Annotated in this window: 24 protein-coding genes; 13 read left to right on the top strand and 11 right to left on the bottom strand. The window is 68.5% G+C overall.

Annotation, left to right across the window (positions count from 1 at the left end):
- The first annotated feature begins 198 nt into the window (after positions 1-198).
- From ABIB25_RS20745 to ABIB25_RS20715, 7 genes are all read left to right on the top strand, one after another.
- On the top strand, positions 199-750 hold the full coding sequence (locus ABIB25_RS20745) for a hypothetical protein (protein WP_354530423.1): 552 nt from the start codon (positions 199-201) through the stop codon (positions 748-750).
- A 15-nt stretch (positions 751-765) separates the two neighbouring features.
- Positions 766-1,656 (top strand): class F sortase, encoded by an 891-nt coding sequence (locus ABIB25_RS20740; protein WP_354530422.1) that lies wholly within the window; start codon positions 766-768, stop codon positions 1,654-1,656.
- Between the two features lie 133 nt (positions 1,657-1,789).
- Positions 1,790-2,380, top strand: coding sequence for a SigE family RNA polymerase sigma factor (locus ABIB25_RS20735; RefSeq protein WP_354530421.1), 591 nt, complete (start codon positions 1,790-1,792; stop codon positions 2,378-2,380).
- Positions 2,373-3,011, top strand: coding sequence for a hypothetical protein (locus tag ABIB25_RS20730; RefSeq protein ID WP_354530420.1), 639 nt, complete (start codon positions 2,373-2,375; stop codon positions 3,009-3,011). Before ABIB25_RS20735 ends, ABIB25_RS20730 begins: the two co-directional genes overlap by 8 nt.
- A gap of 178 nt (positions 3,012-3,189) precedes the next feature.
- Positions 3,190-4,257 (top strand): hypothetical protein, encoded by a 1,068-nt coding sequence (locus tag ABIB25_RS20725; protein WP_354530419.1) that lies wholly within the window; start codon positions 3,190-3,192, stop codon positions 4,255-4,257.
- Positions 4,258-4,331: 74 nt separating this feature from the next.
- Positions 4,332-5,030, top strand: coding sequence for an HAD family hydrolase (locus tag ABIB25_RS20720; RefSeq protein ID WP_354530418.1), 699 nt, complete (start codon positions 4,332-4,334; stop codon positions 5,028-5,030).
- 39 nt (positions 5,031-5,069) lie between these two features.
- Positions 5,070-6,383, top strand: coding sequence for an MATE family efflux transporter (locus ABIB25_RS20715; protein WP_354530417.1), 1,314 nt, complete (start codon positions 5,070-5,072; stop codon positions 6,381-6,383).
- 6 nt (positions 6,384-6,389) lie between these two features.
- Here ABIB25_RS20715 and ABIB25_RS20710 read toward each other — a convergent pair whose 3' ends face one another.
- The 3 genes from ABIB25_RS20710 to ABIB25_RS20700 all read right to left on the bottom strand — a co-directional run bounded on the left by ABIB25_RS20710 (position 6,390) and on the right by ABIB25_RS20700 (position 8,114).
- Positions 6,390-7,382 (bottom strand): cation diffusion facilitator family transporter, encoded by a 993-nt coding sequence (locus ABIB25_RS20710; RefSeq protein WP_502919872.1) that lies wholly within the window; start codon positions 7,380-7,382, stop codon positions 6,390-6,392.
- Between the two features lie 76 nt (positions 7,383-7,458).
- A complete protein-coding gene (locus ABIB25_RS20705; protein WP_354530416.1) occupies positions 7,459-7,860 on the bottom strand; it encodes a PIN domain-containing protein in 402 nt (133 codons plus the stop codon).
- The gene (locus tag ABIB25_RS20700; protein WP_354530415.1) at positions 7,857-8,114 is read right to left on the bottom strand and encodes a type II toxin-antitoxin system Phd/YefM family antitoxin; all 258 of its coding nucleotides are present in this window, start codon (positions 8,112-8,114) and stop codon (positions 7,857-7,859) included. The genes ABIB25_RS20705 and ABIB25_RS20700 overlap by 4 nt, the downstream gene beginning before the upstream one ends.
- Before the next feature lie 220 nt (positions 8,115-8,334).
- Here ABIB25_RS20700 and ABIB25_RS20695 point away from each other — a divergent pair, with 220 nt between their 5' ends.
- Complete coding sequence (locus ABIB25_RS20695; protein ID WP_354530414.1) at positions 8,335-9,351, top strand: aldose epimerase family protein; 1,017 nt, start codon at positions 8,335-8,337, stop codon at positions 9,349-9,351.
- 36 nt (positions 9,352-9,387) lie between these two features.
- On the opposite strand, the gene ABIB25_RS20690 is transcribed toward ABIB25_RS20695, so the two are convergent.
- The 4 genes from ABIB25_RS20690 to ABIB25_RS20675 form a co-directional block, all read right to left on the bottom strand.
- Positions 9,388-9,978: a hypothetical protein gene (locus ABIB25_RS20690; RefSeq protein ID WP_354530413.1), complete on the bottom strand. Its 591-nt coding sequence runs from the start codon at positions 9,976-9,978 to the stop codon at positions 9,388-9,390.
- A 126-nt stretch (positions 9,979-10,104) separates the two neighbouring features.
- Positions 10,105-10,851 (bottom strand): response regulator transcription factor, encoded by a 747-nt coding sequence (locus ABIB25_RS20685; RefSeq protein ID WP_354530412.1) that lies wholly within the window; start codon positions 10,849-10,851, stop codon positions 10,105-10,107.
- Between the two features lie 97 nt (positions 10,852-10,948).
- A complete protein-coding gene (locus ABIB25_RS20680; RefSeq protein ID WP_354530411.1) occupies positions 10,949-12,202 on the bottom strand; it encodes a sensor histidine kinase in 1,254 nt (417 codons plus the stop codon).
- Between the two features lie 52 nt (positions 12,203-12,254).
- Positions 12,255-12,794 carry a hypothetical protein gene (locus ABIB25_RS20675; protein WP_354530410.1) on the bottom strand — a complete coding sequence of 180 codons (540 nt, stop codon included), beginning with the start codon at positions 12,792-12,794 and terminating at the stop codon, positions 12,255-12,257.
- A 290-nt stretch (positions 12,795-13,084) separates the two neighbouring features.
- Between ABIB25_RS20675 and ABIB25_RS20670 the strand changes: the two genes are divergently transcribed.
- From ABIB25_RS20670 to ABIB25_RS20660, 3 genes are all read left to right on the top strand, one after another.
- Positions 13,085-13,834 (top strand): sugar phosphate isomerase/epimerase family protein, encoded by a 750-nt coding sequence (locus tag ABIB25_RS20670; protein WP_354530409.1) that lies wholly within the window; start codon positions 13,085-13,087, stop codon positions 13,832-13,834.
- Positions 13,835-13,928: 94 nt separating this feature from the next.
- Positions 13,929-15,038, top strand: a complete 1,110-nt coding sequence (locus ABIB25_RS20665; RefSeq protein WP_354530408.1) for a Gfo/Idh/MocA family protein — start codon at positions 13,929-13,931, stop codon at positions 15,036-15,038.
- A gap of 176 nt (positions 15,039-15,214) precedes the next feature.
- A complete protein-coding gene (locus ABIB25_RS20660; RefSeq protein WP_354530407.1) occupies positions 15,215-15,463 on the top strand; it encodes a hypothetical protein in 249 nt (82 codons plus the stop codon).
- Between the two features lie 56 nt (positions 15,464-15,519).
- Here the strand turns inward: ABIB25_RS20660 and ABIB25_RS20655 are convergent, their stop codons facing one another.
- Both ABIB25_RS20655 and ABIB25_RS20650 read right to left on the bottom strand, forming a co-directional pair.
- Positions 15,520-17,121: a S8 family peptidase gene (locus ABIB25_RS20655; protein WP_354530406.1), complete on the bottom strand. Its 1,602-nt coding sequence runs from the start codon at positions 17,119-17,121 to the stop codon at positions 15,520-15,522.
- Between the two features lie 78 nt (positions 17,122-17,199).
- Positions 17,200-17,997 carry a MerR family transcriptional regulator gene (locus ABIB25_RS20650; protein ID WP_354530405.1) on the bottom strand — a complete coding sequence of 266 codons (798 nt, stop codon included), beginning with the start codon at positions 17,995-17,997 and terminating at the stop codon, positions 17,200-17,202.
- Between the two features lie 216 nt (positions 17,998-18,213).
- Between ABIB25_RS20650 and ABIB25_RS20645 the strand changes: the two genes are divergently transcribed.
- Positions 18,214-21,489, top strand: a complete 3,276-nt coding sequence (locus ABIB25_RS20645; RefSeq protein WP_354530404.1) for a hypothetical protein — start codon at positions 18,214-18,216, stop codon at positions 21,487-21,489.
- 29 nt (positions 21,490-21,518) lie between these two features.
- Here ABIB25_RS20645 and ABIB25_RS20640 read toward each other — a convergent pair whose 3' ends face one another.
- Positions 21,519-22,226, bottom strand: a complete 708-nt coding sequence (locus ABIB25_RS20640) for an aquaporin (protein ID WP_354530403.1) — start codon at positions 22,224-22,226, stop codon at positions 21,519-21,521.
- Positions 22,227-22,350: 124 nt separating this feature from the next.
- The gene (locus ABIB25_RS20635) at positions 22,351-22,548 is read right to left on the bottom strand and encodes a hypothetical protein (RefSeq protein WP_354530402.1); all 198 of its coding nucleotides are present in this window, start codon (positions 22,546-22,548) and stop codon (positions 22,351-22,353) included.
- On the opposite strand from ABIB25_RS20635, the gene ABIB25_RS20630 reads away from it, so the two are divergent.
- A complete protein-coding gene (locus ABIB25_RS20630) occupies positions 22,547-22,954 on the top strand; it encodes a hypothetical protein (protein ID WP_354530401.1) in 408 nt (135 codons plus the stop codon). The genes ABIB25_RS20635 and ABIB25_RS20630 overlap by 2 nt on opposite strands.
- Positions 22,955-23,221 lie beyond the last annotated feature (267 nt).

Below are 23,221 nucleotides of genomic sequence, written 5' to 3'. Positions count from 1 at the left end.
ATGTCCTGGCCGTCGGCGCAGGCGGCGGGAAAAGTATGACGGGGGTTGGGAACAACGCCTGCCGAATCAGGCTCCGCGGCGACGCAATGTTCTGGCGGCGGGGCGCGTCAGTGGGGGCAGGACAGCGTGTGTCCGGCTCTACCGGGCTCGCCGAAAGGTGCTCGCCCGGGGTGGAGCTCACCGACAGTTGGAGGACTCATGACGAAGTTGCGCGCCGGTATGTCGACGATGATCGTCGGGACGGCGGGTGTGGTGCTTGCTCTGATGACGCCCGGCGTGGCGGCCGCCGGAGGAACGACGATTCCCCCGGTGCCCTCGCCGGTTCCCGCCTCGGTTGCCCCCATGGCCGTCGCCCCAGCAACGCTTCCCCCGCCGGTGCAGGCCGGGACGTCCACTGTTTCACTCGCCTCGCCGCCGACAGCCGTACCTTCCGCGTCGGCCACGGCGCAACCCGCCGTGCCGGCGACGGTCGCGCCCACCGAATCACCGACGGAGCCGCCACTTCCGATCCCGACGACACCGGCCGGTCCGGTCGTCACCGCCTCACCGGTACCGCCTACGACCGTCTACGTGCAACCGGAGACGCCCTCGGAGGCCGTGCCGACCGCAGTGCCGGCCGGCACCGGCGGGGCCGGTGGTTCGACCGGCACCGCGGCGATCCACCTGGAAGGTGTTGCCGGTGCGGTGGGCGTCGCGCTGCTGGCCGGTGGCGGCATCGGCCTGGCTCGGCGACGCTCCCGCCGGTCCTGAGCCAGGCATCCAGTCTTGATCAACGAACCGCTGGGGCAGCTCGGCTCGCACGGATTGGTGGTGACCGCCCGGCGGGGTAAGCCTCGGGTGGTCATCCCCGGTCTGTCCGCCGTCATCGGGCTGGTGCTGGTCGTCGGCGCGGCGACGGCCTACGCGAGCAATGTGCCGGGCCCGACCGACGCCGGGATCGTGCCCGGCGGGATCGTCGCCTCGACGCCCGGGCCACCAACCGGCCGTGGGACGTCGACTGTCTCGTCGGGTGCCGACGGGATGTCGACCGCGTCGTCAGAGGGCGGCGAGACGTCGACCGCGGCCTCAGGCCGCAGCGGGATGTCGGCCGCGTCGGTCTCACCCCCGTCGCCATCCGTTCGGCTCTCGCCCTCCACTCGACCCTCGACGGCCGCCGGGTCGGTCACCAGCCACGCCGGAGCGACGACTTCCGGGCATCCGGTGGGCGGTGGCCGCCCGATGCTGCTGATGTTGCCGTCGTTGCAGGTCAGTGCGCAGGTGCAGATGGTGAGGAATGTCGACGGTGTACTGGCGGTCCCGACCGATCCGTCCCGGGTCGGCTGGTGGGCGGAGAGCGCACCGGCCGGTTCGTCGCATGGGTCCACCGTCATCGACGGACACATCGACTCGGCCACCCTCGGCGAGGGGGCGTTGTTCCGGCTCGCGGAACTCGGCCCCGGTGATCCCGTCGAGCTGCGCACCAGCGCGGGCGTTGTCGTGCGTTACCAGGTCCAGGCGCGACGAGTCTACGAGAAGAGCAGAGGGCTGCCCGCCGAGGTCTTCGACCAAAAGGTGGCGTCCCGGCTGGTGTTGATCAGCTGCGGCGGTCCTTTCGACTCAGACGCCCGCAGTTACCTGGACAACATCGTCGTCTATGCAACCCCCGTGCCGGGATGAGCGGATGAGTCGCGGACCGGCGGCGGTGCGCGTCGAAAGCATGGGAGGGTGGGTGGGGGATTTGGCCGCGGAGGATTTGGCCGCGGAAGGTTTGACACCGAGAGGTCCGGCACCGAGGGAGTGGGCACCGCACGTGCAGTTCGAGGAGTTCCTGGACGCGGAACTGGATGGTCTGGCCCGGTACGCCCGAGTGGTCAGCCGCGACCGGAACGAGGCGCACGACCTGCTGGCCGAGTCGCTGATCAAGGTCCAGAAGGCCTGGCCGAAGATCGCCGGCGCCGATTCGCAGGTCGCCTATGTCCGACGGATCATCACCAACACCCTGATCTCCGAACGAAGATCCTGGGTGGCCAGGCACATCTTCACGACGCGATCGGGTGAGCTGCCGGATGTTCCCGCGGACGCCGCCACCGCTCGCGTCGAGACCAGGGATGCACTCGACCAATTGTTGCGAACCCTCGCGCCCCGCGAGCGGGCCGCCGTGGTGCTGCGTTACTACCTCGGGCTGGACGACCGATCGATCGCCGCGGAGATGGGGTGCTCGGTGTCGTCCGTCCGGAGCTACATCTCGCGAGCGCTCGGCACGCTCCGCATCACGGCGAGCGCGGTTCAGGGCTGGACCATCGAGGTGAGTCGTCAATCGGCTGAGCGCGCGGTCAGTGACAGGAATGGTAGCGACCCGAACAGCAACGACCCGCACAGCAAGGAGAATCGGCATGGATGAGGACGACCTCCGCCGTCGACTCCAGGACATCGCCAAGGACGTACCCGATGTCGAGGCTGTCCGGCGAGAACTGACCGCCCGTCACGGCGCACCGAGCCGGCAGCGCCAGCGATGGTCGGCTCTGGGCGTCGCTGCCTCGGTCGCCGTGATCGGCAGTGCGATCCTGCTGGTCGGCCAACGTTCCCAGCCTGCGGTTCCGCCGGCTCAACAACCGTCCCCCGCTTCGAGTACGGTCGGCACCCCGATGCCGGCCACCAGCGATTCGTCGATCCGCACGACGAGCCCGCTGCCCGGCAAGGCGCCGCCCACCGTGCCACGCACCGTCCGTCCTGTGCCGGTGAATTCCTCGCAGCCGATCCCCACCTCAAGTCCCGGTCACTCGCCGACGGCTTCCCTGGTCACGAGTCAGGGGCCGGCCCGCCCGCCAGGCTCGTCGGCACCGGATACGTTCCTGCCGGGCGCTTCCCGTCCTACGGCGGAAACGGTGCCGACCGTGACGGTGCCCTCCTCAGTGGTGCTCCCAGACACCCGACGCCCAGAAACTGCTTCCACCAACGCCTTGCCGCCTTCGACAATGCCAACGGCGACAACTCCGGCTGCGGCGACCCCGATAACCCCGCTGGCGCCCTAGCTCGATCTCGCCCGAAATCGATGAAACTGCAGGACTTGCCAGCCCTGCGCGCCAATCATCGCAGGTGTCGTCATCTGCGGTCTGCGGCGGTTATTCTCCTGTTGGCATTGATTCCGGCAAATACTCGGGGGCAGTCTTGTTGCGAACCACAGTCTTTTCGATTGCCTTCCTGGCTTCGATGATCGGAATCGCCGGCGTCGCCACCGCGGCCCCGGGGGTGCCGGCCGGTAGCGCTTCGGCTTCGGCCGGTAGCGCTTCGGCTTCGGCCGGTGGCAGCGCACCCACGGCAGCATCGGCAGGCCACCTGACCAGCCTCGGCATCGACGAGTGCGCCACGGACGTCAACAACGCGGGTGTGGTGGTGACCGCCACCCATCTCTACCGCGCGGGAAAGACCCAGCCGCTGCCGGCCGGTCTGGATTCGGCCGCCCTGATCAACGACCGCGGCCAGATCGCCGGTGCCGTCGGCAATCAGGCCGCGCTGTGGACCGGGAAGGAGATCGTCGAGATCGCGTTCGCGGTGGTCGGTGACAACTACTCGTACGTCACCGGTCTCAACGAGCGAGGTGACGTGGTCGGGGTCTCCGGGAATTCCGCCGACGGTTCGCAGCACGCATTCCTGTGGCGTACGGGAACGACCGAGAACCTCGATGGTCTTGGTCCTCGATCCGGTGCCGGCGGTGTCAACGATCGTGGCGAGGTGGTCGGGTACAGCTACGTCGGCGATCGTCAGCAGGCCGTCCGATGGGACGCCGCCGGAAAGCCGAAGGCCCTGACGGCGCTCGGTGCGAAGGGTGGCGACTCCCTTGCGACGAATGTCAACAACGCCGGTGTCGCGGTCGGCTACAGCTACGCAGCCGCCGGGAGCGGCGATCTGCGTGCGGTCGAATGGTCTCGGAGCGGCAGGATCACCGATCTCAACCTGCCCGGCTCGACCTACGGAACGGCGACGGACATCAACAACCGGGGTCAGGTCGTCGGCGTGATGATCAACCCGGTGTGGGCGACCACTTCGGCCCCGTCATCGTTCGTCCGCCAGCCCGGCCGGCCCGCGGTCATCGTCGCGCCGGCAGCATCGCCGGATGGCGACACCCTCACTGCCGTCAACGATCGAGGCGTAGCAGTGGGGTGCGATTTCAAGGATTCCCTGACGACGGCGACCATCTGGACGCCCGCGAAGCGGGCGGGCTGCCCTGGCGGGCCGCACGTAGCCCCCACGCCGGCAGCGGTCGTCGTGAAGTCGTGACCCCTGTTGCTCGGCGCTCCCGGGGGGAGAATGTGCATGGAAGAATTCCAGTGGGAAGAAGAACCTCGTCCAGCATGGATTCACCGGCCACCCGTCGCGCCCTCATCTTCGACGCCGACGACACCCTGTGGGAGAACAACATCCTCTTCGAGAGGGTGATCGAGGACTACCTCGACTGGCTCGCCCACCCGACCCTGGACCGGGGCGAGATCCGTTCCATGATCGACGATATCGAGGCGGCCAACACCCGGACACACGGCTACGGGGCCCGCGCCTTCCTGACGAACCTCGGCCAGACGTTCGAGCGACTCAACGCCAGGCCGGTGAGCGAGGCCGAGACCCGCGAGATCGAGCGGCTCGCCACCGCGCTGCTCGAGCACCGCATCGAGTTGATGCCCGGCGTCATGGACGTCCTCGGCACCCTCGGACGACGTCACGACCTGTACCTACTGACCAAGGGCGACTCGGCGGAGCAGCAACGCAAAGTTGCCGCATCCGGTGTGGCGCAGCACTTCCGGCACGTCCACATCGTTCCGGAGAAGGATGTCACGGTATATCTGGAGGTGGCGCGGCAGCACGACCTCGACCCGGCCAACACCTGGATGATCGGGAACTCCCCCAAGTCGGACATCCTGCCGGCCCGTGCGGCCGGGATGAACGCCGTCTACATCCCGCACGTCAGCAGCTGGGTCCTCGAGCACGCCGAGATCGACCCGGCCGACACGTCGGTCCTGCACCTGTCGGCCCTACCTGCTCTGCTCGAGCACTTCTGACGGTTCGAGCGTGGGACGACGAGCCCCGATAATGCTGTGGTGACCGACGCGCAGACCATCCCGACGCGGCGGATCGTCTCACTGGCTGCGTCGGCGTTCGTGGTGCTCGCCGCCGAACCGCTGTTCCTGCTGGTCGACACGGCCGTCGTCGGGCACCTGGGTCAGATCCCGCTCGCCGGCTTGGGGGCGGCCGGCACGGTGATGACGCTGCTCGCCCTGATCGGGACGTCCCTCGAGTACGGCACCACCGGACGTGCGGCGCGCTTCTTCGGGGCGGGGCGGCGGAATGCCGCGATCAACGAGGGTGTGCAGGCGTCCTGGCTCGCATTGATCATCGGCATGCTGGCTGTCGTCGTCGGGGAGTTGGTCGCCGATCCGCTCACTCGGCTGATCGTCGGTACTGACGGACCGGTCGCCGCCGCGGCCGAATCATGGTTGCGCATCGCCATTCTCGGACTACCCGGGGTACTGCTGGTGCTGGCCGGCAACGGCTGGCTGCGGGGTGTGCAGGACACCCGCACTCCGGTGATGATCGTCGTGGCGGCAAATGTGTTGTCCGCCATCATGTCCCCGATCCTGGTGTACCCGGTGGGGTTGGGGCTGGAGGGCTCGGCGATCGCCAACGTCGCCGCCCAATGGGTGGGCGGCACGCTCTGCGTCCTCGCCCTGCGGCGCCAGCACGTGCCGAGCCGGCCGCAGTGGGCCGTCATGCGCCGCCAGTTGGTCGTCAGCCGGGACCTGGTCCTCCGGGCGGCCGCCTTCCAGGCGTCCTACATCACCGCGGCGGGTGTGGCGGGCCGGATGGGTGCCGCACAGTTGGCCGCGCACCAGATCGGCATGCAGCTCTGGAACTTCACCGCGCTGCTGCTGGACTCGTTCGCGATCGCCGCCCAGTCGCTGGTCGGCGCCTCGCTCGGCAGCGGAGATGCCAAGGCGGCCAGGGCGACTGCGTGGCGGGTCAGCCGCTACGGTTGGGTCGCGGGCCTGGTGTTCGCAGGTCTTGCGGCGGCCGGCTGGTATCTGATCCCGCTGGTGTTCAGCTCCGATCCGGGCGTCCAGCACCAGGCGCACCTGCTGTGGCCGTGGCTGGTCGGCATGATGCCGGTCGGCGGTGTGCTGTTCGCCCTCGACGGGGTGCTGATCGGCGCCGGCGACAACGCCTTCCTGCGCACCGTCACGTTGGTGTCGGCGGTGGTCGGCTACATCCCCCTGGCGCTCTGCGCCCACTTCTTCGACTGGGGCATCGGCGGGGTCTGGGCCGGCCTGGCGGCGTTCATCCTGTTGCGGTTCCTCGGGATGGCCTGGCGCACCAGCAGCGGGCGCTGGCTGATCGTCGGCGAGACCCGCGGGTGAGCGAGGTCAGGCCAGCGACGGTTCGTCGGGCGCCGACAGGCTGAGCACGGCGCCGACGACCGCCGGCGTCTCGGTGAGACGGGCTTCCAGCGCCCGGAGTCGGACGGCGAGCCGCGATTCCTGGTCGTCGCCGGTGAGATCGACATCGGCAATCAGGCTGACCTGTCTCGGGCCGACGATCTCCAGTCGGAGGTAGGTGACCCGGGCGATCTCGGGCATGTTCTGCAGAGACTCGAGGACGGAGTCGCGCACCCGCGGGTCCGCGACCTCGCCCACCAGGAACCGGCGGTTGCGGTTGATCAGGATGAATGCCACCCAGCCCAGCAGCACGCCGATGACGATCGAGGCGATGGCGTCCGGCGCTGCCGAGCCGGTGATCTGATGGGCGGCCAGCCCCGCAGCCGCCACCACCAACCCGATCAGCGCGGCCGAATCCTCCGCGAAGACGGCCCGCAAGGTGGGATCCGACGTCGCCAGGATGTGCTCGAGGAGGTCACGGTCGAACTTGCCGGCCTCGCCGTTGGCCTGCCGCGCCGACTGCAGGAACGAGATCCCCTCCAGCACGAAGGAGATGGCCAGGACGATGTACCCGACGGTGAAGTTTTCGGCGGGGGTCGGGTCGATCAGCTCGCTGACGCCGTGGGTGATGGAGACCGCCGACCCGGCAGCGAAGAGTCCCAGCGCCGCGAACATCGACCAGACGTAGGCCTCGCGGCCGTGGCCCAGCGGATGGTCCTCGTCGGCCGGGATCTTCGCCCGCTTGTTGGCCACCAGCAGGAAGATCTCGTTGCCGGTGTCGGCCCAGGAGTGCGCGGCCTCGGCGAGCAGGGACGCCGATCCGGTGATCAGGGCCGCGACCGACTTGGCTATCGCCACCAGGAGATTCGCGGCGAACGCGATGATCACCGTCGTCAGGGTCTCTGCGTCACCTCCACTGCTGGGGATCGGCAGGCGGGATGCGGAGCGCTCCTTCGGAGCGTCAGGGGGTGCGTCGGTCACCCTTCATGGTTAGCACGGATCACGGCCGCGTCTCTCGCAGCCGGTGGGTTCGAGTCCCGACGCTGCGGGACCGACCTCAAACCCGGATGACGGACGGACCGCCGGCCTGCTCGATGACATCGAAGTCATCGTCCTGGGTGATGACGTCCATCCCGTTGGCCTTGGCCACGGCAGCAATCCAGAGATCGTTGATCTTGGCGCGTCGATCTTGTTCCGCGAGTCGCACTCGCATCTCGGCCCACCATCGGCCTGCTTCTGCGGTGATGGGCAACACCTCGACGGCCGAAGCGGCTTCGAGGGTCGACAGGCGCAGCGCCCGGGTGGCTGTGTCGGCGGCCGCAAGTACGCCGGTGTGCAGTTCGGCAACCGTCACCACACTGATCGCGGTTTCCTCGGGGAGCGAGTCGAAGTCGAGACGTCGACCCGACTCCGGTGCGATCAGCACGCTGGTGTCGAGTAACCCGGGGCGGGCGCTCACCGGGCATCGAGTTCGTCGGTGGTGTCACCGGCGAGCATCTCCAGATCCCTCGCCAACCCGGGGTCGGCCTGATGTCGGGTGAGCAACTCGACCAGATCAGCCTTGGCGAAGAACTGGGGGCGGGTAACGCGCACCGGGGCGATCTCGGCCACGGCCCTGCCGTTGACCGTGATCGTCACACGGGTCCCTCCGGCCACCTGCCGTAAGACTTCGGCGGTGTGGTTTCGGAGGTCGCGAGATGCGATGGTGGTCATGTGCGTCACCGTCGCACTCGTGCCACACAGAGCGGGTGGGCTATATGTCCGGTAAGCCGCTTTCGCGGCATCTTTTTCCTCCTGGCGTCTTCGGGCTGGTGCTGCAAGTCGCGCGCGTGATCGAGTCGGTCTCCCTCGTCTAGGCTGGCGCGGGCCTGCCGGTCGTCACCGCCGGCGGTCCGTCGTTTTCAGGGGTGCAAACAGCAAGAAGGAGCAACCGTTGTCCGTCGATGCGGAACTGTCCAGCGCCGGTCTGTCCGTCGGGATCGTCGGGTACGGAGCCAGGCTCGGGTACATCCGCACACCTGACCGCCACGGCGAATTCGCTGACGTGGCCATGGGTTTCGACGACCCGATGGGCTGGCGCACCGACACGACCTATCAGGGCGCGACGATCGGCCGCTACGCGAACCGCATCGACCGCGGCACCTTCGAGCTCGACGGCCGCACCCACACGGTGCCGCTGAATCACGGGAACACCGCGCTGCACGGCGGTCCCGCCGGGTTCGAGACGCGCGAGTGGGAGGTGGAACCGGTCGTCGAGACCGCCGATGACATGAGCGTGACCCTGCGCCGCACCAGCCCGGACGGCGAGATGGGCTTCCCCGGCAACCTGGACGTGTCCGTCGTCTTCACCGTGTCGGGAACGGACCTCACGGTCGACTACCGCGCCATCACCGACGCCCCGACGCCGGTCAACCTGACGAACCACGTCTACCTGAACCTCTCGGGCGTGCCGAGCTCGGTGGCGGACCACGAGGTCACCGTGTTCGCCGACCGTTTCGCCGAGGTGAACGCCGATTTCATCCCGACCGGTGAGCTACTCGACGTCGCCGGCACGCCGCTGGACTTCCGTCAGCCCAATCTGATCGGCAAGCGTTGGCGTGCAGCGCATCCGCAGATGCTCCTGGTGCGTGGACACGACCACGCCTACGTTCTCGACGGTTCCGGCGGTGAGTACGACGGTATGCGTCTGGCAGCAAGAGCTTTCGATCACAGCACCGGCCGGATCCTGGAGCTGTTCACCGACCAGCCGAGCGTCCAGTTCTACACCGGCAACTCCCTCGACGGGGCCATCGTCACCAGGGCAGGTGCGACGCTCCGGCAGGGTGACGCATTCTGCCTGGAGCCGCAGCACCTGCCCGATTCGGTGAACCACTCGCACTTCCCCAACACGGTGCTGCGGCCCGGCCAGGAGTACCGTAACCGCTCCGTCTATCGGTTCACGGCCAACTGACCTGAGGCCGGCCGGACGCGATCGAGGAGACAGCGCCTACTTCGTGACGCCGCGGTCGCGGATCTGGGTGGCGGTTCTCGTCGTGGCGCCTGTACCCAACACGCCGACCTGATCGCCTACCTTGACCTTCGCAACCGTGGACGTGGTGCCCTTGTCGCCTTTGACGTGCACCTTCGTCGAGCCGTTCACCACGTACGTCTCGGACGTGCCGTCGGTGGCCTTGATGGTGATCGAGCCGGCCGAAACGGCGGTGACGCTGCCGCGTACGGCGTCATGTGTGACGAAGCTGCCGGTCTTGCCGTCCTTGCTGACCCACTGGGCATGGCTGACCTTCTCCAGACGCTTGACCAGGCCGCGGTGTTTGCCCTTGTGCTCGCGGCCTTTCGCGGCCTTCCCGACGGCGGTCGTTCCGGGGGCCCCGGGTGACGCGGTGGTGACGGTGTCGACGGCCGGCACGACCGAGTCGTCCGAGGCTGACGTCGAGGCGACCGCCTGCGAAGCCGACGAGTTCGATTCGGCCCACGCAGCGCCGCCGACACCGAGTCCAGCCACTGCGACAATGCCGCCGACCAAGGCGATCTTCTTCAACATGATGTTCTCCAGGGTGTGTTGGTTCGCGCCGGCCACGCGCCGGATCTAGTTCACTGTGTCGCTGCGCTGTTCAGCTTTGCGCGGCAAAATGTTCGGACTTCGTTCAGATCGGCTGCCTCGGACCATGCTGCCTCAGACCATGCTGCCTCACACCATGTTGCCTCAGACCATGCCCCGGGTGAAGGCGTAGTGAACGGCCTGGGCGCGGTCACGAAGACCGGCCTTGCCGAAGATGTTGTTGACGTGGGTCTTGACGGTGGCCTCGCTGACGAACAGCGATGCGGCGATCTCCCGGTTCGAGCGGCCGGCCGCTATCAACGCCAGCACCTCACCTTCCCTGGCAGACAGCCCGTCCGGCAGCGGGTCGGGCTTTCCAGAAGCCGAAGCCTTTGCGGCCGCCGGCGTCGGGCCTAGCTCGGCCTCTGCCGGGCGGGCTCTCATGACGCTGGCGGGACCACCGGTGGCCGCGGCGACCAGGCGGGCCTGGACCGCCGTATCGAGCACGGCCTGCCCGGCCGCGGCAGCCCTCACGGCACGAGCGATGTCGGCGCGCCCGGCCTGTTTGGTCAGGTAGCCCCGCGCTCCGGCGCCCAGGGCCGCGATGATCGACGCGTCGTCATCGAAGGTCGTCAGAACGACCACGGCGATGTCGGGATGCGCGGCGACAATCGCCGTGGTTGCGGCGATGCCGTCCATCTTGGGCATTCGCAGATCCATCAGCACGACGTCCGGTCGGTGTTCGGCCGTTCTTGCCACTGCCTCCTCGCCGTCGGCGGCAGTCGCCACCACGCTGAGTCCGGGCGTCATGTCCAGCATCATCGCCAGGGCCTCGCGGATCGACGCCTGGTCGTCCGCGACGATCAGCCGCAGGTCCGGTTCGGTGCCCGTCGGGCTGGAGGACTCGGTCATCTTGGCTCACGTTCGTCGTCGGTGCTGGATGTCGGCGGTGCTGGGCGGGGCTGGATGTCGGCGGTGGTGGATGGCGATCCTGGTGGTTGACGGCCGGTCAGCGCGGCAGGGTCATCATGATCCGCCATCCACCTGCCATCGGGCCCTCCAGGATCGGTCCGGCCTCCACCCGGCCGCCGAGAAGGGCAGCCCGCTCGCGCATCCCGACCAGACCCATCCCGGAGCCCGGCGACCTGGCGGCGTCTGCCGAACCCACGGCAGAAGGCGCGGGACCGTTGTCGATCTGCAGACCGACGAGCCCGTCGCCGTACTCGAGTCGGACGTCGATCGGGGCGCCGGGGGCATGACGACGGGCGTTGGTCAGCGCCTCCTGAGCCGCCCGGACCAGGGTCTGGGCGGCCTCGACCGGGAGTTCGGCACCCTTCGAAGACGCCTCGCCAACCACGGTGACATCACCGGAACCCCAGAACTGAGCCTGCAGGGTCTGGGCCAGCGGCAACGTCTCGGCGCGCAGGGTGGTGACCGCCCGCCTCGCCTCCGCCATGCCCTCGCGGACCATGCTGCGGGCGTTGCCGATCGCCTCCCTGGCCCGGGTCTCGTCCCCGTTGTCCAGCAACATCTCGCTGAGTTCGAGCTGCATGCTGACGCCGGACAGCGAGTGCGCGAGGACATCGTGGATGTCACGGGAGATGCGGGCCCGTTCGGCCAGCGCTTCCTCCCTGGCCTCGGATTCGGCGGCCCGCTGGGCCGATCGTGCCGCGTCGATGGCGCTGTTCATCGCCTCATCCCTGGATCGGTTGGCCATCCCCAGGAAGACCGGAAGGGCGACCGTCAGGCCGAGCAGCCAGGGCCATCCGGAGACACCCTGGGCCTGTGCCACTCGTAGGCCGACGGCGGACAGCACCCCGCCGAGAGTGGCAACGGCGAGGGCCTGCCGTGCCGGCAGTCGATAGCCGGCGTGGCCGGCGGCCACGTAGGCGAAAGCCGAGGCCCAGCCCAAGGATCGGACGCTCAGCAGGGCCGCAGCGAGGACCGTCCAGACGCACAGGAGCGGCAGGTCGAAATGGCGGGGGACGGAGCCCTCCGGCAGGTGCCTTGCCAGCTGGAACGCCGTGTTGATGACCAGGAGCATCACTACGAGCAGATCCAGGCCGCTGAACCGGAGTGGCAGCAGCGAGATCCACGTGCCCGTCACCACGACGACGGAGAACGCCAGCTGCAGCCTTTGGTCACCGCCTGCCCTGGCTCCCGACCGGGAAACCGTGGGGGAGACCGACGACGCCGATCCGGCGACCCCGGTCCCCGCGGTGTGCACGGGTGTCGGTGTCGCCGGATCGGTCACGCTTGTCATCGTCGCACCCACGTTCTTCGTCGTGACCGTCTTGGTCCGTGTCCCGGGCTGATCAGAATGCGGAGTTGACGAGCTGGGCCGGAGCGGCGGCGGCACCGGCCATGCGGTTCGTCCGGACCTTGATGGCGATGACCCGGACGATGACGGTGGTCAGGGCCATCAGCACGAAGAACGGCGCGATCGAGTCCTGCACCAGCTCGTGGCTCATCATGAAGGTGCCGACCCCGTTGCGGAAGCTGGGGATGTTGTCGACGCTCCAGACGAAGCCGACCCGCAGCGCCATGGCGACCAGCCAGGTGATGACGAACCCGGCTCCCGTGCGGGTGTAGAGCTTGCCGGAGTCGCTTTCGATGCCGGTGGTGACGGTGGCCGCCACGGCGAAGACCGCCCCGATGGCCATGCCGACGACGTAGAGCCAGACTGCGTTCCCGACGGTCGGGATGTCGCGGAGGTAGGCCCAACCGAAGGCGGCGACGGAGACCACCGGCATCAACACCTTGTGCCAGGTGTACTCCCGGCGGCCGAACTGGGTCAGCATCATCACTCCGAAGATGCTGCCGCTGATGACAAGTGCCGTCATGAACTCGCTCATGGTGTCTTCCTCTTCTGTCTGTCTGGGTGAGGATCTCGGTGACCGGATCCCGCTGGGCCCTGCTGTTCCGGCCTGCTGGCCGCTGAGGAGAACTCTGCTCGGTTCGGCCCGCCGGGACATCAGGCTGCGGGTGGAGTCCGGGTGGAGCTGGGGCGCTCCACCCGGGGGTGGAGAGCACTCCGTGGCGGAGGTGAGGTGGAGTGTCTCGAGGGCCGGTGGGTAGGTTGGGACACCGGGTACGCGCAAACCACCTGGCCTCACGGCGCGGTGAGAGGGAGAGAAGACAAGACATGGCGAACATTCCGGCACTGTCGGTGCAGCTGTACTCCGTCCGGAACCAGCTGGCGCAGGATCTGCCTGGCACCCTGGCCACGCTGGCCGGGATCGGGTTGACCCAGGTCGAGCCCTACGATCTGGTGAGCGATCCGACCGGACTGCGAAAAGCTCTGGACGACAACGGTTTGACTGCGCCCAGCGCGCACTCCCGGCTGGCTTCAGGCAACGATCTGGACCAGGTCTTCACGGCCGCGGCAGCCGTGGGCGTCAAGACCGTCATCGATCCAATGATCGACCCGGCGCGTTGGCAGACCCTTGACGGCGTCAAGGGTGTCGCCGACGAACTGGCGAAGGCCGCCGAGAAGGCGGCTGGCTACGGACTGCGGATCGGTTACCACAACCACGCTTTCGAGTGGGAAAGCGCTCTCGACGGAACCCCGGCGCTCGAGGTCTTCGCCGGCCTTGCCGATCCGTCGATCGTGCTGGAGCTGGACACCTACTGGGCCGCCGTCGGCGGGCAGGACGTGCCGGCCGCGCTGGGTCGCCTCGGGAGCCGGGTGCGGTTCCTGCACCTCAAGGACGGGCCGATCAACAAGAACAACATCGAGCAGCTGCCGCTCGGCGATGGTGCCATGCCGGTTGCCGAAATCGTCTCGGCAGCAACCGATCTGGAGATCCCGGTGCTGGAGTTCGACGACTACGCGGGTGACATCTTCGAGGGCCTGCGCCGCGGCTTCGCCTTCGCCGCCGGGCTTGCCCGATGAGCGCGATGAGCACGGTGAGCGAGCATCGCTGTGAGGAACGACCGAGGAGCGGTGTGGATGTGGCCATGAGCGCCTGTGCGAAGAGCGGTGTGGAGTGACCGGTCCCCTCGTCGTCGGGGTGGTCGGCGCCGGCAAGATCAGCGAGCAGTACCTCGCCAACATGGCCGGCTATCCAGACCTGGACGTACGTTTCGTCGCCGACCTGTTTCCCGACCGGGCCCGCACGCAGGCGGACGAACATGGCGTTCCTGAAGCCGGCAGCGTCGAGGACGCCCTGGCCCGGGACGATCTCGAGCTGATCGTCAACCTCACCATCCCGGCCGCCCACGCGTCGGTGGCCTCCGCCGCGCTGACCAGCGGCAAGCACGTCTGGAACGAGAAACCCATTGCAGCGGAACAGGAGGACGCCGTCGCGCTGGTCGCGCAGGCAGCCGCCGCGGGCCTGCTGGTCGGCACCGCGCCCGACACGTTCCTCGGCCCCGGTCTGCAGGTGGCCCGCAGCATGATCGAACGCGGCGACATCGGCACACCGTTGACCGCGTCGATGGTGTTCCAGTCGGCCGGCCCGCACCGCTGGCACCCCAACCCTGATTTCCTCTACCAGCGTGGGGGCGGCCCCCTGTTCGACATGGGGCCCTACTACCTGACGGCGCTCGCGCAGATGTTCGGACCGGTCGTCAGGGTGGCGGCGCTCGGCTCGTCCTCGGGACCGACCCGGACCATCGGTGAAGGCCCGCGGGCCGGCGAGTCGTTCGACGTCACCGTGCCCACCCATATCAGTGCTCTCTACGAATTCGCCAATGGTCTCGAGGCGCAGGCCACCTTCAGCTTCGACGCCGCATTGGAACGGGTGGGGATCCTGGAGATCACCGGCACCTCCGCGACCATCGTGCCGCCCGATCCGAACCGATTCACGGGGGACATCCGGCTGGTCAAGGCCGGCGCTGACGAGGACCACGTCGTGGCCGCCGGCGAGCGTCCGGCCGGTCGGGGGATCGGCGTGGTCGACATGGCCCGGACGATCCGGGGCCGGAATGCCGGCGCCGGGCACCGTGCCAACGGCGGTTTGGCGTTGCACGTGCTGGACGCGATGTTCGCGACGGCCGAGTCCATGGACACCGGTGCGTTCGTCACGGTTGATTCCCGGTTCGAGCCGGTGGCCCCGCTTCCGGACGGTTGGGATCCGACCGAACGCACGCTGTAGCCGTCAGCTCCGCAGCTGGGCCCCTACAGCCGGCCCCCGGCGCGGGCCGGCCCTCGACCGTCTTGGCAAGGTCTGCCTGGTCCTGGCAGGGCCCACGGGCCTTGCCAGGACCAGGCGAGCCTTGCCAGGTGACTCGACCCGCCTGCACTGTCGGTGGTGGATGCAATGGTGAGGCGGTGATCGAGAACGGTGATGAACAGGCGGCGGTATCGGATGGACGCCCGACAGCGGTCAGCAGGGTGGAGACGATCCTCGCCGCGCAGCTCCACGTGACCGACGTGGTCCGCGAGAGCGGCGCTCTGCGCACCGTCACCTCCTTGCGGATGCAAGGTGCACCTCCGGAGATGTGCGTGGAGTTCGCCGGGCTGGCCGACCGTCGCCACTACGATCTGACCGCACCGGTCAGTGTGCTGCGACGGCGGTGACGCCCGGCCGGGCTGATGAAGCAGAACTGCCTCGGCGGAACCAGATCCCGGTCGACCTATCGCCGCGAGCCGACCTCCAGGGTCTTGCGCAAAGCGGCAATCGACACGTGGCCCAGTTGTTCGGCGCTGATGCCCGTCAGACCTTCCCTCTCCAGCTCGCCGGCCACCGTCGCGATGAACTGGAGTTGCAGCTCCTTCGAGATGCTTTCCCACCCGGGATTGACCGGGACCGGGCCGACACCGGGGACCCAGATCATCCCGGGCGCATCGTTGATCAGGCCGAAGAGAATGTAGAGCCCTTCGACGTAGACATCGATGTGGGGTAGGAACCGGTCGTCGTCCACCAGGGTCTGGATCAGCGCCCGCAGGTTCGGCAGCACGCCGATGCGATCCGCTGCTGGATCCCCGCTGTGGGTGTTGACGGCGCCGCTGACCAGTGAGCGCATGGTCGACGGATCGAGGACGCGTCCTCGATGCTGCCTCGAGAACGCCTGCAACAGCAAGGCGGCGCCGGCGATGATCGGGCTGGCACCGGAGGTTCCACCGAAGCTGTCCGTGTACGCGCTGGTCGAGGTACCGGTCCAGCCGTCTCCGGTGGTGACGATGTCAGCGCCCCAACCGAAGCAGTCGATGCGGGAGCCGAAGTTGGAGAAATAGAGACGGGTGTGTGGCACGTCCGCGCTCGCGGCCCCCACCATGATCGCCCCGGAATCCTGGAAAGCCGGATCGGAGCGGCGAAGGAGGTGGTTGCCCGAATCATCCGTCCACGCGTCCAGGTCGACGCTTCCATTGCCGCCGGCTTCGATCACGACGATGCCGGCGTCGGTCGCCGCCCGGATGGCGTCGAAGACGGCGGCCTCGATCTCGACCGGTAGGTAGGCCCCTGCCGAATCGAAGGTCTGTGCCTCCAGCAGCATCACATCACCGGCGGACATCACATCCACCGCAGAGAGAATGGCGGCCGCGGTGCCGTAGCTCCCGTCCGCCCGGTACTGGGAGACGACGCGAGCATGCGCCGCGGGCGCGATCCCTACTCCGCCCAGGGTGTTGTCCACCGCGACGACCTCACCCAGGACTGCGGTGCCGTGCCCGAAGTAGGCCGTGTTCACCCCGGAGATGAGGTGGATCCCGGCAGCGGCCAGATCTTCGTGGTTCAGTGTCCAGCCCTGCTCGACGTCGACGAAACCGACGCCGTGTCCGTCGGTGTGTCCCCACGCAAACCGTGCATCGATGCCGTGCGGGGCGGCATCCAGATAACCCTGGGTCGCGCTGAGGGGGTCGTCGGTGGCGTTGACCGTCGGCGGCGGGGTGGGACCGCCTTCGACGTAGGCGGTCTCGACGTCATCGAGCGCGCTGATCTCGCGCGCCAGAGCGACCGCGCGGTCGGCGTCCGGGGCGGTGACGGAGAAGTAGTGGCTGAGCCGGTCCCGGCGGCCGGCGCTGATGCCGTCGGTCTCGGACAGGTAGGGAACGAGACGTCCTCGTGGGTGAATCCGCTGCACCGTGCGCCGGACCGTCTCACCGGCGCCGTCCGGCATGGAGAACTGTGCGGATCTCGAGAACGGTATGCGGGCTTCGCGTTTCATCTTGACGACTACTCGAGGCGTCCAGCCCCGGCCACGGACGGGCTGGGGTACATCGCCGGCGATCTCGGTCATGGAGCTCTCTTCTCGGTCGGGTTGTAGTCGAGAAGAGTGGTGGAGAACGCCAGAAAATACGGCTCTCCCACGGGCGGGTCAGTCGAGCGGGGAGTGGAAGAACCAGAGCTGGCCCTCCGGGTCGCGGGCGCCGTACTCCCGCACTCCGTAGTTCTGGTCGACCGGTTCCTCGACGATGACGGCGCCGGCGGCAACGCTCCGCGCGTGGTGGGCGTCGGCGTCGTCGACGTTGATGACGGTCATTCCGGTGACGCCGCCGAGGTCGCGGGGCGACCGGAATCCGTCGCCGGCCGGGTGCATCCAGATCACCTGTTCGCCGGCCCTGACCTCCCCGTGCACGGCAGTGCCGTCGGGCGTGCGTTCGAGTTCGCCGGGCGTCAGACCGTAGACGCGAACCACGTATTCGTGGGCGGCGGGCAGGTCGTCGTAGATGAGGATCGTGGTGGTGCTGTGGACGGATGAATCGAGCATGGTCATCTCCTCGAGTGCCCCGAACATCTGGTCGGGGGATGGGCTGGTGGTGTGCGCGGCCAGTTGATCGGCCATGACGGTCAGGCGGTTGCACAGCGCCGCTGCGATGGCGGCCCGCCGTTGGGTGTCGACGAGGTGCCGTCGAACCGCAGCCGGAAGGTCCCAGTCGGGGTCGTCCAGGACGTGCGAGATCTGTTCGAGCGGGAAGCCCAGCCGCCGCAGCAGGCTGATGCGGTAGAGCCGGGTGACGTCCTGGGTGGTGTAGAGCCGGTGGCCCGCAACGTTTCGGCTCGACGGGCTGAGCAGACCGATGTGGTCGTAGTGATGCAGCGCCCGGACGGTGACGCCGGTCGAAGCCGCCAGCGCTCCGACCTTCCAGGACTCGACCTCTTCGCTGATCGTCATGGGAATGGCGGTAGGACCTCACGTCGCGTCAGGAGCAACCCCTCGGACCAAATACTTTCCGGTAGCGGCTCCGTTGCCCCTGGTGACGGTGCCGAGGGGCTGAATGGGCAACGGATCACCCATCGATGCAGAGTCGAAAGGTCCGGCGTACTGATACTCGCTCTATCGTCGTGCCAGAATCGGCACCATCGTGCAGTGCCGCCCCGGGGGAGATCCGTGTTCAGACGTTTCGGCCTGATCGCCCTCGCCGGCGCGATGCTCGCCATGGCCTCGACCGCCCTGCCGGCGGAGGCGGCCCAACCGGCCGGCAGTCCGATCGGCTCGACGGTCGTCGGCTCGAGCAACAAACCTGTCGTCGGCTCGAGCAGCGAGCCCGTCGTCGGCTCGAGCAGCGAGCCCGTGGCCGGCTCGAGCAACAAGCCCGTCGTCGGCTCGAGCAGCGAGCCCGTCGTCGGCGGCTCCGGTCGCCCGGTGCGGGTGCCACCCAGCCAGACGGCGGCAGACGTGAGAGGCCATGCCGCCATCCCGTTCTCCCGCCTCCGGGCGGCCGGCCAGGGTCCGGGTACGTCGACCCCTGCGGAATCAACCGCTCCCCCCTCCGGCGCGTTCGTCCCCCTGCCGTCCCGGCGGGTACTCGACACCCGCTCCGGCGTCGGCGTCGTCCGTGCGCCGGTCGGCGCGCGACGGGCGATCACGCTGGATGTCGCCCGGTTGGCCGGTATTCCGGTCTCGGGCGCAGCGGCCGTGCTTCTCAACGTGACCGCCACCGCCGCAACCGGGCCCGGCTTCGTCACCGTCTACCCCAGCGGGCTGTCGAGGCCGATCGCGTCCAACCTCAACTACGTGGCGGGCGCGACTGTGGCGAATCTGGTCGTCGCGGAGCTGGGGAACGACGGAAAAGTGTTGCTGTACAACGGGTCTGAGACTCCGGTCCAGCTCTTCGCCGACCTCGTGGGCTACTACAACCCGTCCACCGACGGGTCGAGCTTCGGTGCGGTCATCGGTGGATTTCTCCCGGTCGGACCACTCCGGGTGCTCGACACCAGGATCGGTGACGGCGCGCCGCAGGCCGCGATCGGACCTCGGGGGACGCTGCCGCTGCGGGTACTGGGCCGCTACGGCATTCCGACCACCGACATCTCGGCCGTCGCGGTCAATCTGACCGTCACCGGCGCGACCCAACCCGGTTACGTGTCGGCCTATCCGAACGGCCTGGCCGCCCCGGCCACCTCGAGCCTGACCTTTGCCGCCCACCGCACCGTCGCGACCCTGGCGATCGTCCGGGTCGGCGCCGACGGTCGGATCCGCCTCCGGAACGGGTCCGCCGGCAACATCTCGTTGATCGTCGACGTCACCGGCTACATCCGGACCGGAGTGGCCAATGCCGCGGGTTCGTATACGCCGCTCACCCCGAGCCGGGTGCTCGATACCCGGATCGGCCTTGGTGCCCCGCGCGCAGCAGTTGTCGGACCTCGGGTCCTGACGCTGCCGGTCGCCGGTCGGGCGGGAGTGCCGAGCATCGGCGTCTCCGCGGTGGCGCTCACGCTCACCGTGACCAACCCCGTGGGCAGCGGCTATCTGACGGCTTTCGCCGGCCGCGCCGTTCGGCCCCTAGCCTCCAACCTCAACTACACCGCGGGCCGGACCGTGTCGAACATGGTCGTCGTGCCGGTCGGCTCCGACGGCCGGATCCAGCTGTTCAACGGTTCTCCCACCGGATCGGTGCAGTTGGTTGCGGATGTCGCAGGCTACTTCCTGACGGGCGCCCGAACCGCGTTGACGTGGTCCCCCACGACGCTGCTCCAACCGGTTCACGGAAACCCGTTGGCGATCTCCTGCGCTACCAACTCGTTCTGCATGGCCGGTGATGCGTTCGGCAGCGTGCTGCGCTTCGACGGTCGGGTGTGGTCGGAACCGGCGGCGGTGGATCCGGACCACTCCTTCGTCGCGATGTCCTGCACCTCGACGACCTTCTGCGTCGGTGGCGACGTCGACGGCCGGGTCGTCACCTACGACGGACGGACCTGGACCGAGCCCCAAGCGGTCGATCCGGTGGGGCTGGCCGGGCTGTCCTGCGTGAGCAACTCGTTCTGCATGGCCGTCGGGCTCAGCGGCCAGATCGTCCGGTTCGACGGCCGGACGTGGCGCGGTAGCGACGTCGATGCCGAGGGTCAACTAACCGCAGTCGCCTGCGTGAGCGTCACCTTCTGCCAGGCCGTCGACCTGTCCGGCCGCGCCTTCCGTTGGAACGGGACCCGTTGGTCGTCGCCGATCCTGACGGATCCCGATCAACCTTCGGGTTCGTTCGGTGTCGGCATGTGGGCGGTCTCCTGCGCGACCACCACCTGGTGCGTTGCGGTGGAGGACACCGGGCGGGCCGTCGTCTACGACGGCTCCTGGCGCGCCCCCGCGATCGTAGGTCAGGGTGCTCCGATGTATCAGGTTTCATGCACCGCTGCCCGGTTCTGCGCGGCCACCGATGTCGACGGCGGTCTGCTCACCACGACCGGTGGGGCGTGGACGAGATCGGCCGTCACGTTGGTCGGCGCCGGCGCGGGATCGCCAGTGGTGTCCTGTGTCTCGCCCACATTCTGTGTCTCGGTCGACACCGACGGCAACGGGTCGAGATGGAACGGGACCGACTGGAGTTCGCCGTCGAGGGTCGAGCTCAACAATCTGCCGACCTCGATCTCCTGCCCCACCAGCACCTTCTGCCAGGCCGTCGACGGAGCCGGCCGGGTGTTCTCCTACGGCGGCGTGCAGTGGTCCGGGCCGACGACGATCGACCAGGGTGGGGGGTTGACCTCAGTGTCCTGCCCAGCCGTGAACTTCTGTGCGGCGGTGGATCTGGCCGGGCGCGCGTTCCTCTTCGACGGCCGTCGGTGGTCGATGCCGACGTCGGCGCTGGGGTCGGCCGGAACCAGCGACACCATGGTGTCGGTGTCGTGCAGCTCCCGGAAGTTCTGTGCGGCCGTGACGGCGCAGGGTCGCGCAGTGACCTACGACGGGGTCACCTGGTCCGGCCACCCTCTCACGCTCGGCAGCATCAACGGCCTGACGTCCGTGTCCTGCGCCGGGACCGTCTGCATCGCAGTGGGTTCCGATGGATATGCCTACCGGTTCGCCGGCGCCGTCCGCTCCCCGGGCGTCGCCATCCAGGGCGGCCCGCTGCTGGCGATCTCGTGCGCCGGCACCGGGTTCTGTGCTGCCGTCGGGCTGTCTGACGACGTGCTCACCTTCGATGGTTCCCGGTGGAGCCCACCGCGGACGATCGACGACTTCTCGCAGGGACTGGTCGGAGTCTCCTGTACCAGCGCGATCTTCTGCACCGCAGTGGATCTGCGGGGCCGCGCCCTCAACTTCGACGGTGCGGCATGGTCCCCGCCGGAGGCTATCGCCGGAGCCGGAAGCATCACGTCGTTATCCTGCGCGAGCAGTGCCTTCTGTGCCGTGATCGACGCCTCCGGCCATGTCGCCCTGGGCCGCGTGTGAGTCTGAGAGTAGCTCGTGGTCAGGGGGTCTCAGCCCGCGTACTCGAGGTCGGGGCTCGATGGCCGCAGTGCCCGGTGGACCAGCGCGGCCAGCGCGCCACCGACGAGGGGCACGACGACGAACAGCCACAGTTGGCCGAGAGCAACGTGTCCGGCGAACAGCGCCGAGCCGATGCTGCGCGCCGGGTTGACCGAGGTGCCGTCGATCGGGATGGCGACGAGATGGCAGAGGACGAGGACCAGGCCGATGGGCAGCCCGGCCACTGCTGCCAGATTGGTCGTGGCCGTCACCGTCAGCACGGTGAAGACCAGCAACGCCGTGAGCACGACCTCGACGACAAGCGCGGCACGAAGTCCATAGCCGCCGGAAGAGGCTGTGCCCCAACCGTTTGCGCCTAGTCCGTCACTGGCCAGACGGTAGCCGGAGCGGTTGGAGGCGATCAGGTAGACCACGGCCGAACCGGCGATTGCACCGACGATCTGGCTGACGACGTAGCCGGCGGCGTCGCGACCGGGAAGTCTTCCGGACAGGGCCATCCCGAGCGTGACGGCCGGGTTCAGGTGGCATCCGGAGATGGGTCCGAGGACGTAGACCAGGACGAGCAGGCTCAGGCCGAAGGCGAGCGCAATGCCGACGGGCCCGACCTGGGGTGCCAGGACGGCAGTGCCGACTCCGCCGAGGACGAGGAGGGCGGTACCGGCGAATTCGGCCAGAAGCCGGCTGACGGCGGTGTTCACAGGATGACTTCTTTCTACGAAATGGCTGGGTCTGCCGCACGACGCGACCTTCGTAGGACACCGGGATTCCGGAGAACGGCATGGACCGCCCGGTATGACGTGGGTCACCTGGGCCGGCGAGCGGTCAGCCGATGACGGGCGGGGGAGTCCAGTTGATCGTGCGCTGTACGACGGTGCCGTCGATGCAGTTCGCGTAGACCGTGTAGATCTGCGTGCCTAGTGCCGGGTCACATCCGTTGCGCGGCAACTCCATCTGGCCCGACGCCGGGTGGCCCGTTCCGTAGGAGCCGACGACGCCGGGGTCGTCGACCGACAGATCCATGCTCCGGGTGTTGGGTGTTGTTGTTCCAGCTGTGGTCTCGGCTGTCGTCGGGGCGGGCGTACTTGGCTCGCTGGTCGTGACGCCCGCCCTCGTGGGCGGGGCGCTCTGCACCGTCGTGCGCGGTCGGGTCGTCGGGATTGCCCTGGTGGGCCGTGCGGTCGGTGGAGTGCTCCGTGGCGCAGTGGGTCTCGACGGCGTGGGTGAAAGGCTTTGCGGGAAGGTCGATGTCGCCGCGGTCGATGCGCTGGACGTCGAAACGGAGGCGACCACCGCGGGGACCGGGCCCCGCACCGCCTGTGGATCGGCGGCCGGCCGTCCGATGACGAAGAGCGCTCCGATCACGAGGACGGTGATCACGGCGGCCGCCACGGTCAGGTCTGGTCGCTGTCGGAGTAGTCGCAGTTGATCGAGGCTGCGCGGACTTGCTGGTGGTGTCGGAGGTAGTGGTGGTGTCGGCGGTGGTGGTGGCGTCCGTCGGCGAATCTGCCGTGGACGAGTCCGAGGTCGACGAGTCAGAGGCGCTGGAGGATGGAGCAGTGACCGGCCCACCAGTGGTCGGAGCGGCAGTGGCCGGCTTGCCCACCGCCGCGGGCGGCTTCCGACCCCGTCGAGCCCGGCGTTGCAGGCGGTGAGAGCGAGAAGTGCGAAGCCGCCGATCATCGCGGCACCGGCC

The organism is Nakamurella sp. UYEF19, from assembly GCF_040546275.1.
Classification (GTDB): domain Bacteria; phylum Actinomycetota; class Actinomycetes; order Mycobacteriales; family Nakamurellaceae; genus Nakamurella.
Note: the sequence above shows the minus strand (reverse complement) of the source record. Positions and strands in the feature narration are given on the sequence as shown.

What these genes read in the sequence shown, in the direction of transcription:
- ABIB25_RS20700 (WP_354530415.1), bottom strand. Translation starts at nt 8,114, where the DNA reads ATGACCACCATCGCATCTCGCGACCTCCGAAACCACACCGCCGAAGTC.
- ABIB25_RS20635 (WP_354530402.1), bottom strand. Translation starts at nt 22,548, where the DNA reads ATGGATCTGTCGGTCGACGACCCCGGCGTCGTCGGCTCCTACGGAACG.
- ABIB25_RS20630 (WP_354530401.1), top strand. Translation starts at nt 22,547, where the DNA reads ATGCTCCGGGTGTTGGGTGTTGTTGTTCCAGCTGTGGTCTCGGCTGTC.
- ABIB25_RS20720 (WP_354530418.1), top strand. Translation starts at nt 4,332, where the DNA reads ATGGATTCACCGGCCACCCGTCGCGCCCTCATCTTCGACGCCGACGAC.
- ABIB25_RS20655 (WP_354530406.1), bottom strand. Translation starts at nt 17,121, where the DNA reads ATGACCGAGATCGCCGGCGATGTACCCCAGCCCGTCCGTGGCCGGGGC.
- ABIB25_RS20685 (WP_354530412.1), bottom strand. Translation starts at nt 10,851, where the DNA reads ATGACCGAGTCCTCCAGCCCGACGGGCACCGAACCGGACCTGCGGCTG.
- ABIB25_RS20745 (WP_354530423.1), top strand. Translation starts at nt 199, where the DNA reads ATGACGAAGTTGCGCGCCGGTATGTCGACGATGATCGTCGGGACGGCG.
- ABIB25_RS20680 (WP_354530411.1), bottom strand. Translation starts at nt 12,202, where the DNA reads ATGACAAGCGTGACCGATCCGGCGACACCGACACCCGTGCACACCGCG.
- ABIB25_RS20675 (WP_354530410.1), bottom strand. Translation starts at nt 12,794, where the DNA reads ATGAGCGAGTTCATGACGGCACTTGTCATCAGCGGCAGCATCTTCGGA.
- ABIB25_RS20730 (WP_354530420.1), top strand. Translation starts at nt 2,373, where the DNA reads ATGGATGAGGACGACCTCCGCCGTCGACTCCAGGACATCGCCAAGGAC.
- ABIB25_RS20650 (WP_354530405.1), bottom strand. Translation starts at nt 17,997, where the DNA reads ATGACGATCAGCGAAGAGGTCGAGTCCTGGAAGGTCGGAGCGCTGGCG.
- ABIB25_RS20725 (WP_354530419.1), top strand. Translation starts at nt 3,190, where the DNA reads ATGATCGGAATCGCCGGCGTCGCCACCGCGGCCCCGGGGGTGCCGGCC.
- ABIB25_RS20670 (WP_354530409.1), top strand. Translation starts at nt 13,085, where the DNA reads ATGGCGAACATTCCGGCACTGTCGGTGCAGCTGTACTCCGTCCGGAAC.